The sequence below is a fragment of the Candidatus Stygibacter australis genome, assembly GCA_030765845.1.
GTDB classification, from domain to species: domain Bacteria; phylum Cloacimonadota; class Cloacimonadia; order Cloacimonadales; family TCS61; genus Stygibacter; species Stygibacter australis.
In genome coordinates this window covers 1-14,411 of record JAVCDJ010000076.1, presented here as the reverse complement: position 1 = coordinate 14,411, position 14,411 = coordinate 1, and the positions used below count along the sequence as shown (strand labels likewise).

The following is a 14,411-nucleotide window of genomic DNA, read 5'->3' as shown; positions in this document are numbered from 1 at the left end:
ACTTCCAGAATATCACTAAACAGTAATATGGGAAAACACACCATTAAAATTAATAAGAATAATACCTTCATATTTTCATTTCCTTCCAAAATATCCTGCCGTCCCTTTCGGGACGACAGGTATTACATTCATATTTTCCAAATCACGAGTTATCGAAGATCCTCCGTAGTTGTAACGAAGGAGGACGAGTTTCGGATCACGTAATAATTATTTCAACAATAACATCTTATGTGATAATGTCAATCCATCAGCCTGCAATACATAGAAATAAACACCGGAACTTACTTCCTGTCCACTGTTGTTTTCTCCATTCCAGATTACTTCATGTCTGGCGGCAGGGAGACTTCCTTTGATCAGGCTACGTATGTGTTGCCCTTTGATATTAAAGACATCTAACTTAACCAAAGAATTATTGGCAAGTTCAAATTCTATTTTAGTTTCGGGATTAAAGGGATTAGGACTGTTTCCTTTCAGGCAAGTTGCTTCAGGTAGGTTGCCATTCTCTATATCTTTATCTCTAAGTGAAACCTTCAAGAAATCTCCACAATCTGCAACTATTGCCTTCTCAGTTTTAAAATATCCAGTTTTATTATCCCTATATGCATATTGTTCTACCGGCATAGCACCGTTTCTCTGAGGAAACCAGAGCTGAAATTCCAGATCCTTTAACTCAATTGTAGGATCATTCAGGATATATGCATTAAGTTGCACCTGACTTTCTTTGATCACGGTTGCTCCTTTGCAGATTTCTTCCACAAAGATGGCAATTTCAATGGGTTTTTCACCTTCTTCATAACAATCCAGGTCAATTTCTACGAAGATTGGGATATAATCTTCCTGATCTTCATATTCAAAATATTCAGCAAGATCACGCTTATAATAATCAACGTAGGGTGGTTCAGGATCATCACCTCCCCATTCGAAGTCAACATCATCATCACCGATATAGATTACAGAGACCATCTCACCGAAATTTATAGCTAAATCCGGATATTCAGCACAACTAATCCAGTTATCAGTATAACCTGAACCTGTTCCGGCAACCGGTAAACGTGCTAAAGCCCAGTCCCGTGCTTTTATCATGATCAGGTTTTCCAGTATTGGTTCCAGTGCTTCCATCGGATGCAAACTCCCCTCAAGAAAATATCCCAGCCAAATCTCACGCTCATAATCATCAATGATTTCATTTAGAGTACAATTTATTTCTCCTTGAACAGGTAGTTCTATATGAATGTTATCTTCAGGATTACCTGAAGTTCCGGGGAGAAATCCAGAGTATTCAATGAAATGATAAAAATCAGCATTTTCACTCATCTGGATCTTATAACCCTTCTGTGAACGGACATCCAAATCCATTACATTTGCTGGAACTGGATTAAAATGACCATTTTCCCAATAAAATCTTCCATACTCTCCATTATATTTCCATTCCAGGTTGTTTAAAATGTAATATTCTGGACTAACGTCGAAAAGCCCATTATCCTCATATTCATCAAACACATAGCTAACGATATCATTAGTGCGAGTTGATTCAGCAAAGTTATCAATCCCAGGAATGGATATCCAGTTGTAAGCCAAATTCTCTTGGAGAGTAGCAATTGAATTACAGTGTTCTACAGCAGTTTTTGCCCCAATATCCTGACGTGATCCGTCTGGATCCTGATCATCAGGATCGAAGAACCATTCATCCGAATCACTATCAGGATTCGGATGCCCTGTATCAATACAGGATGATTTAACAGAAGCATTCCATTCAGGATAAAACTGAGTATTAAGGTGTGGATCTTCAGTTACTGTATTGCTGACTGTAATAGTGGAATTGAACTCATTGCTTGTGTTTCCATATAGGCAATTATATCTTACCAAGTAGGGATCTGAAGCACCATCATTTATACGAATCGGATAAGGCTCAGAATAGTTGAAGATATTATCGGAAATGATATTATTCCGGAAATCCAGATAAGTAAAATCCCAGTAAGATGCAGCTACAGTTGTGTTGTCGGTGAAAGTGTTGTTATGACAGAATAGATCATTTACATGCTGAAAAGCGCAGGCAATGGTCATATCACCAAGTCCCGGGGTTTCAGTTATTATATTGTGCTTGAATGAAATATTGGCAGAATTTTGAACAAATACTGCCGCAGCTAAAGGAGATGAGGCTGTGTCTGAGTTCAATTCATTACCCGTGATAGTATTACCTTCGATGGTGTAATCTACATAATCCTCATTCCCTGTTTGAGCTTGGAGATAAATACCTCCACCGATATCGCTTATATTTCCTTCTATCTCGTTATCTTCAATAATTGAAGTACCTGCAGTTGAAGAAATATAAATTCCACCACCTGCTATCGGTGCCTGATTATTTGTGATCTGATTATTAATTATAGTTGAAGGATGAAATATAGCAATTCCTCCACCGTTTTCACCTCGAACCGGAGTTGTTCTTATGTTATCATGAATATAGCAGTTTTGTATTGTCAGGTAACAATCGGTTAGTTCAGTACTACTTTCCACAATTCCACCTTCAACCCAGTTACATATTTCCAGATTATCAAGCGTTAAACTGACATCATCACAGTCATAAAAGGCAATCCCATGCTCAAGAACTCCCTGTCCATTAATGACACAATCTCCAATTCCAATGATTTCTAAATCTGCGCTCTGCAAACCGTGAATTCCCATTTCATCAGCATAAGTATCACTCAACATGATAATCTTTGAACTTATTGGATCTGGCAGAATTGCTTGATTTATATCTTGAACATAATCCATAGCTGATATAAAATCATGAAACCCATTTACCATTATATCACTATCAACAATAATATTATTTAGATCAATTTCTTTCATAGTAACATCTATTAAATGATCGTCACCATTATCGATAGTTAGTTCTCTTCGGACTTTATAATAATCTGAATCTTCTCCATTCAATGGCATCAATTCAAAGTTCAAATGGAATTCAGGATTTCCATCATAATTAACAGGAGTTAATTCAAATTCATAGTTTCCAGAATCATCAATATTACAGGTTACAACTGGTCCATCATTATCAGCAATATTCAATATTACATCAGTAACATTACCGTTTCCATTAGTTAAAGTAACAGTACCACTTATCTGCGATATTTGAGATTCAAGGTAAGCCTCAAAATTCTCTCCAGTTATTGAGGATGTCAAATCTGCATAGGTACGCTCTTCCGGATATACATTGAAAGTGGAAGCATCAGGAATTAATGAACCTGAACAGCCACTCGGAACAAGAATCTCATAAGTGTTAGTACTTGTCACTGAAGTCTCATTAAGTTGAATGTCTTCTTCATCATAAAAGCCTATATCCAAATCTTCTATGGGCGTTGATGAGTAGTTGGTAAAACTTCCTGAGATAGATACTGGATCGATAGCTTCGAAATTACAATCAGTAAGAGTAGTTGTGACATCATAATAATTCTGATCTTCATATGTATAGAGATATGGGTAGTCAGGATCAGTTAAAAAAATATGTATGTCACGTCCACCAGATATATAAGGTATATTATCAAAAAAATATGTACTATCTTCAGAAACAATCTCAGTGTCATACCAATTACCAGATTCAAGATGAATAATAGGTAAATTATCTAATGGTAGATTAGAAACAGTACCAGACACAGAAAAATATACATTGTAGTAAATATCAATAGATGTTTCGCAATAGTTAGGCTCATTTTCTAAACCTGTTCCTGCTTGATCATTAACAATCGATATGTTAAAAAAGTTACTATCTTGAATAACATCTTGGACGAAATCCAGAGTGAATGTATCGTTACTATCAAATGATGGACCAAATTCTACATTAATTCCATCGGTAACGAACAATGTATCTCCATAGCCTATAACATTTTCGAACGCAAAAACAGGGGGCATATCAAACATATTATTATTCTCAAGGCGTTCATAAGTAAGATGTCCAACGGGTGTTGCCTGGCTCATTGTAATATTCAAGCAAGTGTTATAGAACAATATGGAGCAACCGTCATAATTGAATAAGGTATCATCCCAAAGGTGATATTGATTGTATTCTCTTTCAATAACGTAATGCACTTGATAATTTGGATCAGTCAATTCAACGTCCCAATAATCGGAATTTTGTATTAGACCAAAATATCCATTTGAATATTTATGGCACCAATCACTTAAATCATTACATGTATAGTATCCAGCCTGTATTGATCCATTATCTTGATCACAATCATAAGGATTAAAATATTCATAATCTCTTCCTAAAGACTGTCGCCAAGCTAAGGCAACCAGCGAATCACAATTTTCATCGTTAAAATCTATATCAATTAGACTATTATTTTCATTAAGGTAATGAATCGGACTACTATGTAATCTTGTCCTGTATTGATTATTTTCTACATCATAGGTTTTGCTAAAAAAGGTTCTACGGGAGACGATTTCTTCTTCTGCCATCAGTGCCGTAACAAAAAGGCACATGATCAGTATATATATTATTCTTTTCAAAATAACCTCCATAGTTTTTTGTGGTTTTAAGATTTTCAGAAATTTCTGGAATTCGCTGTCTGTCTGGTAGTAGAAGTACCAGGCAGACAGTTTATTAAGGATATTTGAGAGGAAACCCCTTATCAAATTTTTTATAGTGATCTCTGAACAAGTATGGATATTTAATAATTTTTTTACCATCTTCCATAAAAGTATAATTAATAAATTTGCTAATAGACATCCTTTCCTCCATATATATAGTCCCCGAAAATGCTAAAATGTGACAACACCACGCAATATTTCTTTGTATTTTATATAATTTTTTATGTATTTATTTTAGCTCTTTTAAATTAAATAAAATACATTTGCATTTATTTTTCTTTTATATTCTTGATACATATAATATTTATATTTAATTAATTACAGTATATGATTTATGTCAATAATGTAACAATAAACTGTTTTTTTCTGTTTATAAAATGAACTCAGTTAATGTACTAATTATGACACTAAGATTGATTGTGTTAAACACCTTATTAACATGACATAATATTTAGATAGTATCCCAACCCGAACTTATATCAGTATTCAAATCAACTGCATAAATAATCATTCCCAGTATGAGAAAAAGAATAATTTGAAAATTACATTTATCAATAAGGGCTTTTACTAAATCTTAAATAAATAACTGGTTGATGCCTAAATATAAAGAAAAAACCGGACAGTTACCTGTCCGGTCGGTTTATTTCTTTTGGAAAGAAAGAAATTTATCTTATTTCAATAGCAGCATGCGCTGAATGCCGCAAGTTTTATTATCAACCTTTAATCTGTAAAAATATACTCCAGACGCAGTAGCTCTCCCGTCTTTATCAATTCCCTGCCATATCATCTGATGCTTTCCGCTGATTGGATTTGCAAATTTCTGATCAAGTATCTTCTGCCCTTTAATATTAAATATCTCTATCACAGCTTCTACGCACTTCCTCCTAAAAAAACTATTGTTAAACTAAGATTAATTAAACTTGGTCGATTAGCAACACCAATATCAATTCTTAAACAAACATCTTCACTAATTATATAGCTGTATCCAATACCGCCTGTTAATCTATAATGAATAGAACTTACATCTATTCCATTCTGTATAATAGAATTGATTAAATCACGTGATACTATGTAATCTAAACCGATTTGAAAATATCCATAAATCCCTTTATACATTCTCTTTCCAAAGTAATTGCCTTGATAATATATCCCACATAATTCGTTTGTTGACAGGAATCCTCCTTTTCCATAATGCAGGTTCAATATTGATTCCTGATAGTCTTCATTTTGCGAATACTTTATACCTATTCCACCTGAAGCATCGATCATAATACCCGATGATAGCTTGAATAGATATTCGTATTTTGTATTATTTCCACTGTCAGATTTTTCTAAATCCAAATCTTGCCCACATAATTGGATATATAGGCTATTAAATAAGCCTATAAGCACTAAACCTATTATCCTTTTCAAAATAACCTCCATAGTTTTTTGTGGTTTTAAGATTTTCAGAAATTTCTGGAACTCGCTGTCTGTCTGGTAGTACAAGTAACAGGCAGACAGTTTATTAAGCAAAATTTATTTCTTCATTACCTGCTGTCAATTGAATATAAAAAAAACCGGACAGTTACCTGTCCGGTCGGTTTATTTCTTTTGGAAAGAAAGAAATTTATCTTATTTTAAAAGCAGCATTCGCTGAATGCCGCAAGTTTTATTATCAACCTTTAATCTGTAAAAATAAACTCCTGATGCAGTAGCTTTACCGTCTTTATCAATTCCCTGCCAAACCATCTGATGCTTTCCGCTGATTGGATTTGCAAATTTCTGATCAAGTATCTTCTGTCCTTTGATATTGAATATCTCTATCACAGCTTCATCGGCTGGTGCTACCAACTCAAAACTTATCACTGTCTGTGGATTAAAAGGGTTAGGATAAGCGTACATAACTGATCCAGGTTTCATGATAAAATCAGTTTCTATTGCAGACATCCCATATTCATAAGCTCCCAGATCAGGTGCTGTCCCTTCATAATCTTCTTCTGACAAATCTGCCAGAATTTGACCATTATACTCAAAATATGCAATCCCGGTATCGATACATGGAGACCCTAAATCCAAATTATAATCTCCTGTCAAAGGGTTTAAAAACATAGGATCTGCATCAATGTTTTCTCCTAACCAGTTTACCTGTCCATGATCATAAGTGAATATATTTTCCATACCGCCTTGCACGTCACAATAGGCAAAATTTATTTCATTGAAATCACTTTGTGTCCAATAACATACTTCATCTGGTGTATTACCCCATAGAATTCCATTCACAATATTTATGTGAGAGCCCTGATTTAAGGTCATTGCCCCGCCATTCGCAAATGCTTCATTATCTGCGATCGTCACATTTACCATAATCGAGTTATCATCGACTAAATACATGCCACCACCTGTATATTCGGATATATTACCACAGATATCTACCCTCTGCATTATCGCTTCTGAATTGTAGCTATTTATTCCCCCACCATAAGCTGTAGCAAGATTATTTGCTATTTTCACTCCTCTCAAAACAGGCTCTGAGGAGAACATTGAAATTCCTCCACCATATTCAGATTCATTATTTGTTATCGAAACATTGCTCATTTCTACTTCAACGCAATGGCTCAAACATATCCCCCCACCCGTATCTCCTGCATAGTTATTCTCAATTCTCACATCTTTTATAAATAATTCAGAAAATTCTCCATTTATTCCACCACCCCAATAAGATGCCATATTTTCACAAAACAATACATTCTCCAGGTTTATACTGGTATTTTCGCAATAGAGTCCTGCTCCAAAATATTGGTTACCACCTGTAATTGTTAAATTTGAAAGCTTGATATTGCCTGCGTACCATTCCCAGATCACCCGATTGCTTTCCTCTGCATCCAACACAACTTCCTCTATTCCTGTCCCACACAGATGCACATAACTGGGAAGCATTATAGGAAAATGCTCCCCATTACTTGTAGGACTATACAACCCTTCATCCAGAAAGATATTTAAAGTATCTCCATCTTCTGGTAAGATAGAGCATAATGCATACTGGATAGTCTTCAGGGGATCTGCTGGATTTAGTCCACTATTACTATTATTCCCTGTTGTGGAAACATATAGATCTTGATTGTACTGCTCTATTTTCCCGCTTTGAATTATTATTTGCGTACTATCTCTGGGTTGAATATGATACTCAGTAGGATTCATAACGGTAAATGTATCTAATATTACAGAAGTAAAAGAATCCGAGTAAATATCATTACCACAGCAACTGCAACTGGTATTATTCAGGTAAATATCACACAATTCCGTAGAACTGAAAACCGGCGTTAATGCACACTGACAACGCAGGCCTCCTCCTCTTCCATCTGAAGAGTTTTGCGTAATTATCACATTGCTTAAATAAGGATCAGAATACCAGGTATAAATCCCGCCACCCCCTATTGTGGCATGATTACCCAGTATCTTTACCTCATTCATATTTGAATCCGAACAGTGTATATGAATTCCTCCTCCCCTCTCTGCCTGGTTATAACAAACAGAATCATTATTCATGTTTAAAATTCCGTCTTCTATATATATACCTCCACCATTATTGCCACTGTTATTATAAATCATGCTGTTGTTTATTGTTACGGTTGAGTAATTTATATAAATTCCTCCTCCGTCATCTGTGCTTTCATTATTTGTGATCATTACATTATCAATAAATACTCCCATCGACCAGTCACAATGTATTCCTCCTCCATCCACCGCCACATTGCCGGTTATTATCAAATTAGAAAGATTTACTGGTGATCCCCAAAGATAGATTCCCCCACCGTGGGAATAATTACCGTTAGATAGCGTGAGACCTGATAATCCACTGTTATACCCACCAACACCGAGAATTCTAACCACACAATCATTCCCTCCTCCATCTATCACTGTCTCTGATATATATTGTGGGTCTGAGGTTTCATAAAACAAAGAACTCACTAATATTTGTTTCCCATTGTAATCTATATTTTCATAATATGTACCAGGGCTTAATATGATAACATCTCCATTTTCCACAGCGTCTATAGCTCCCTGAATGGTAGTGTAATCCTCCGGCACATAAAAGGTCTCTCCATAAATAAACATTGCAATTAATTGTATGATCAGTAATCCCCACATTTTTTCTCTCATTCTTCCTCCTGTAATTTGCATAATATTATTACCTACGCCGAATTTCTAATGCAATTAATAATATTAGTGTAGAAAAATATTCATTGAAATTATGAAACTCTTTGTCAGTACAATTGAATATTTTCACATTACTTCTTACTAAATTATTATATTAATGGAAATTTTGTCAAGTGCAATAGTTAGATTCTGGTCTATCCTCGTTTTTCATAAATAAATTCCTTCATCACCTGCTGTTAATTGAATATAAAAAAAACCGGACAGTTACCTGTCCGGTCGGTTTATTTCTTTGGAAAGAAAGAAATTTATCTTATTTTAAGAGCAGCATGCGTTGAATGCCGCAAGTTTTATTATCAACTTTTAACCTGTAAAAATAAACTCCGGAAGCTGTAGATTTTCCGTCTTTATCATTCCCTTGCCAAACCATTTGATGTCTTCCGCTGACTGGGTTGGCAAATTTCTGATCAAGTATCTTTTGTCCTTTGATATTGAATATCTCTATCACAGCTTCATCGGCAGCTTCTGCCAGTTCAAAACTTATCACCGTCAAAGGATTAAAGGGGTTAGGATAATTAGGCAGCAGTACATCACTGGCAGGTACAACTTCTGCCACATCATTATCAGTAAGCGAATTATCACCATAATATCCAGTGCGGCAAAGATTTCCACGATAGGTTGACCAGGGGGCATCAGAGCCTTTGCGGAGCTTGCTGTCTATCACTATCACGCGATTACTGGTGCTGAATACTATCTCATAATCCAGATCATTATCCAGATCAGCAATTGATGCCGGGAAATTATCATTATAATTTATGGGAACCGGTGAAAAATCTATCTCAGTTCCGTCATTACTATACACATAAATTGTATTTGTGGCTGAAAACCAGATCAGGTCAATGCCATTTGCATTATCAATATCAACTGCCAGAGGTGGTTGAGAAATTGAGCATTCAATATCCAGGGGCCAGCCAGGAAGATCAGTTCCATCCTGCTCGCAGATATACACAACTCCGAAAGCGGTTGTAAATGCCAGTTCCAAGTCCTCATCTCCATCAAAATCTGCTGCAATTGGTGCTGATACTATATTGGCTTCCAGTTGCCTGTCTTCAATTATCTCACCCGTAGGGGAGATCACCAGTAATCTGCCGTCCATTGTTCCCAATGCCAGATTATGATTATCTAGAATAGTAGCTCCGCTGCAGGGATTGCTGCCCAGATCAACCGGGAAGCCGACAATCTCCTGCCCGTTATATTTGATCAGATGCAGTTGTCCGTCCAATCCAACCAGGGCAATCTCAGTTCCGCCATCTCCATCAAAATCTGCGGCTGCCATTTCCTGAAAACAAAGTACGCCCAATGGCAGTGGAAAGCCATTTTCCAGTTCCCCATTCTCATCTAAAACTATCAATTCTCCATCCATGCCATAACTAACGGTTTCCAGAAGACCATCACCATCCATATCAGTAAGTACTGGTGTGAGTAATTGATCAGCATCATGCTGATAGGCAAAAGCAAGTGTGCCATCCAGATTACGGGCATAAATATTACCGACACGTGTTGCCATCACAATTTCATTTTCACCATCATTATCAACATCACCCAATGAGGTTTGATTCTCAATAGTTTCACCTGTCGCCCAGGGGAAACCATCCATCTCTTCAGCAAGCAGGTTAATGCCATACATATCTCCATCCATGGTGGTGGTTAATATATCAAACTGTCCATCATCATCAAGATCAGTGATTATTGGTGCCACGCTCAGGCGTTCTGCCAGAAACCAGGGCCAGTTCGTCTGCTGGATAGATACTTCAAAATCAAAACTGTATGATTTCTCAAATTCACTATCCGTTCCCACGGGTGCCATAATTGTGATAGTATAGGGATAGGCATCATAACTGCAATCAGATGGTACATACACAATTATAGGTTCAGAAGTTACAGTCTCTCCCGAGGCTATCGTTCCATAATATATAGATTCAGTTTCAGTGGTTACTGCTGTATCTTCAAACTGGATATATATAGTCACATCTTGAGCATCTGCCCAGTCAGCATTTGCTGTAAGAGGTATGGTTATCTCAATTGTTTCACCCGGATTGATTGCTCCATCGCCATCACCCTCTGTATCTGTATATACAGGTTCTTCCGGTTGAATAAAGGGGAAATCAGGGTCTGGCACTTTCAATGTTATTGATGGATCTCCCATCAAGGTCAATTCATAATGTACCCAGCGCAAATGCGAATATTCAATTGCCGCATCAGCCATCACATCGCGACTATATGCCAGCGCCTTGCCAAACTCACGGATTTCATAGGTAAATATTGCCTGGATAAATGGAAGATGATAGCGTTGTGAAGGTCCATTCGCCGGCTGACCGGGTATTCCCCAGCCATAACGTGAATTGCCTATAAATTCAAAGAATCCACCGGGTCTGATGATGAAATTTTCCGCTATACTTTCACTGGCTTGACCCGTAGCTTCATCAAATGCTGACGGATAACAGCCCTGTGAATAGCCAAAACCAAACTCGGTATTATAATAATCTGCTGCACTGGGACGAGTCTGCCCGAAAACAAATCCTTCATTAGCATGTCCCAGATGATTCAAAAATCCTAATCCTTCATTAATAGCAACTGTTACGCCATACTCGCTATAGGTGCCATCACGTTGATATAAGGTCTGCAGGTGAAATGGCTCATCCATATCTTCCAGTAATAGATCCATGGAATCTCCACCCCAGGTGTCAGGATTTCCCCAAAGAAATTCTCCTACCATAGTGCAGATATTATTGGAATAGGTATTATCATCCACGTAATGTGTTACTTTATTTAACCAGTTTATCATATCCTGTGCATTATCTACCGGTAATCGGCTGATAGCAAGCTCAGGAACCAGATCAACATCGTCTTCCACTTCACCATAAACTCCATTCTCATTACCATCCCAGTCATTATCAAGGCAGGAATAATAAAGATCGCAGGGCAGGTTGTTATCTATTGTTCCGCCGGCATTGATATAAATACCGCGTATGGGAATTATCTCATCATCACCACCTAATATCACATATTCCAAAGGATTATCGGTCATAGACCACGTCATATAAGCATCATTAATAAAGTTTTTTATCTTTGCCTGGTTATTTGCACCTTCATATTCGTCATAAATATCTTCGGTATAGAAAACGCCTGTTTCCAGTCCATGATCTAATTTCCAGCTTAGATAATCTGTAAACCATTCACTGGTTTCCATACTGGTGATCAGGACCATGCTGTAAGGCTCAGATGGGTCCGCCAGAGATCGGCTCAGATAACTCTCGGTTTTCTGATAACTGCTTCTGGCTTCAGTATTATAGATCTCCTGTCCCTGGAAGATTGATTCATTTTTGGTCAGCAGCATTCTTGACTGAGCTTCATAGACAGCTTCATCAAAATGAGTTGTGATCTCAATTTCTGCCTGTTCCTGCCAGGTAATTGTTTCTGCCTGAGGATTATAACGCCAGGGATATAAATGAATATATAGTATATCATAACCATTTTGACGTTGACTGCCCACCATCTTATAACCAGTAGAGGGATAGATAGCAGATCTGCCATAAATTGACTGGTCTGCCGGAGTGGTTACCACATATTCCTGAGAAAATGGCTGAGGCTGTTGAACAGGCTCAATATTCCGCTCAAGTTCTTGTATCTCACCCGAATAATTAACAGTTACATTATCAGCGAGTTCGCCCATAGGTAAAAGGTATTTTACGCTTATATAAGGTAATGATGGTGATCCTGGCTGCAATATTACAGGATTATTAGTTGCTTGATCAAAATCGGTTATATCAATAGTAATACACATCAAGGCTGCCGCTGGCAATAGCAGGGCTGCCAGAAATATTCTTAATTTCATTTATACTCCCCGAAACTTTATTTAGCATTTACAACCTTGAATTAAGTGTAATTAGTCAAGTTAATTCTTTCAACCTTATATGTTTGATATCATGCAAATAATTTTGCTTATCTTTTTCACCATAAAGATAGCACAATCAAAACTCTCGAATTTAGTCGAAATAAACTTTGGATTGACTCGAAAGTGACCTGCCTATAATCTGGTAATATTGCTAAAGAAATATAGTGCCAGAACAACAAAGCACACATATCAGTTGCAATCTAGTAATTATACACAGCAGCTTTTTCGTCGGGTGTCCCTTTCAAAGCTCATTAATAAGATTATTCATGCTCAATCAACCACAAACTAAGCAGAAGTTATGAACGGTATTCCGGGCATGACTTCTGGCGATCAGGGCTCCAGTTTTTCCTGGAACTACGAGCATCAGCTCGTAGCTCTTCAATTTCTACGAGCTGGTGCTCGTAGTTCCCAATCTGCCCGTCTTAACTTAATACCTCCCTGGTATATAAATTAAAGCCTGTTAATCGTTGTTTCTGGTACCTCGCGGCTCTTTGATTCCATTCATCACGCTCATTTTGCGAAAGTGTTTGCCATTCTATAGCTATTTCTTTTATCTTATTATTAAAATAGAGTGTTTGCGGGTTCACAATGTGGTCATACCTTCGCCGGTGATAGAGCCAGGGATTTTCACGCTTGCTGTCTTTATAGCTGTAATCTGGGACTTCATAGGCTACTTCTTCATGGTATTTCCCGGACATGGCAGTGATCCAGTTCACTTTGCTGCGCAGTCCTCTGCGATAGGTCTTTATGCTCTCATATTCGGGTTCAGGCAGGCTTAGAATATGTTCCAGATTTGCTGTCAGCCAGATTTCATAAGCTGCATCCAGATCGCCGGAGGTGATGATAAAATTTCGCTGGCAATATAATTCATCCTGAAAATAGCAATCCAGCCCAAACTCGCCTTCTGCATGAAAGCTCAATTCCACCCTGGTGCGTGGTGCGATAGTCTGATGAAAGCCCATTGGCATGCCCTGCCAGCGTAATTCATAATCACCCCGCTGACGTACATAAAACGCCGTTTCACCGAGGAATTTCTGTGCTCCGGGGTTCAGGATATACGGCGTGTAATAATTGAGTTTTTTGATTACAGACTTATAATCAGCCAGCCTTGGATTGGAAACCATAGCAGCAAAGCGCCTGATAGCTTCATTTCTGATCACCAGCGGAGTACGCTGATAGTATGATACCGGGTCATAGGGATAATGTTCCTGTGTGCCGTTTCGTTTGGTGCGATACACAGTGCCTTCAAATTCGCCATGCACTTCAAAATTCCGCTGCACGAAATCGATCACAGTCTTACCTGATAGATTTTTCATCTTTTCCACCTTATTTAAAACTATTTCTTGATGCTTTCTCAAGCATCCCCCACATATAAATTAACTAAAAAGTGATATCAGCCAACAACAACTTAGCACGTAGTGACATTTTTTTGTTAGATAGTGCTAAGTTGTTATGGGTGAGATAGGGAATATAGGATTTATAGGACACTGATGCCAAGGATTACACTGATTAACACGGATAATGTAAGAGCTTCAATCACTGAAAGCACTGAAAGACACTGAAAAATGTAAAAGAAGAACTTATTATTTGCTTAAAGAGTATATTTTCCCCTTCTGTGCATTTCTGTGCCTTCAGGTGCGTCACGAAGTGGTGTACCTCTAGCTGGTGAAAGTCCAGTCCGGTTAATTTTCTGTTCAGCCGGAAGTGAAAAAGATGACTATCTCCAGTAATG

6 protein-coding genes are annotated in these 14,411 nt (G+C 37.4%); all 6 read right to left on the bottom strand.

Annotation, left to right across the window (positions count from 1 at the left end; genetic code table 11):
- Positions 1-207: 207 nt before the first annotated feature.
- Positions 208-4,506: a T9SS type A sorting domain-containing protein gene (locus RAO94_04590; GenBank protein ID MDP8321613.1), complete on the bottom strand. Its 4,299-nt coding sequence runs from the start codon at positions 4,504-4,506 to the stop codon at positions 208-210.
- A gap of 751 nt (positions 4,507-5,257) precedes the next feature.
- On the bottom strand, positions 5,258-5,452 hold the full coding sequence (locus RAO94_04585; GenBank protein MDP8321612.1) for a hypothetical protein: 195 nt from the start codon (positions 5,450-5,452) through the stop codon (positions 5,258-5,260).
- 5 nt (positions 5,453-5,457) lie between these two features.
- Positions 5,458-6,000, bottom strand: coding sequence for a hypothetical protein (locus RAO94_04580; protein ID MDP8321611.1), 543 nt, complete (start codon positions 5,998-6,000; stop codon positions 5,458-5,460).
- A 201-nt stretch (positions 6,001-6,201) separates the two neighbouring features.
- The gene (locus tag RAO94_04575) at positions 6,202-8,730 is read right to left on the bottom strand and encodes a DUF1565 domain-containing protein (protein MDP8321610.1); all 2,529 of its coding nucleotides are present in this window, start codon (positions 8,728-8,730) and stop codon (positions 6,202-6,204) included.
- 307 nt (positions 8,731-9,037) lie between these two features.
- The gene (locus RAO94_04570; GenBank protein ID MDP8321609.1) at positions 9,038-12,619 is read right to left on the bottom strand and encodes a C25 family cysteine peptidase; all 3,582 of its coding nucleotides are present in this window, start codon (positions 12,617-12,619) and stop codon (positions 9,038-9,040) included.
- Positions 12,620-13,101: 482 nt separating this feature from the next.
- The gene (locus tag RAO94_04565) at positions 13,102-13,995 is read right to left on the bottom strand and encodes a hypothetical protein (protein MDP8321608.1); all 894 of its coding nucleotides are present in this window, start codon (positions 13,993-13,995) and stop codon (positions 13,102-13,104) included.
- Between the last annotated feature and the right edge of the window lie 416 nt (positions 13,996-14,411).

Excerpts from the sequence above, each read along its gene's own strand:
- RAO94_04575 (MDP8321610.1), bottom strand. The coding sequence starts at position 8,730 with ATGAGAGAAAAAATGTGGGGATTACTGATCATACAATTAATTGCAATG.
- RAO94_04570 (MDP8321609.1), bottom strand. The coding sequence starts at position 12,619 with ATGAAATTAAGAATATTTCTGGCAGCCCTGCTATTGCCAGCGGCAGCC.
- RAO94_04565 (MDP8321608.1), bottom strand. The coding sequence starts at position 13,995 with ATGAAAAATCTATCAGGTAAGACTGTGATCGATTTCGTGCAGCGGAAT.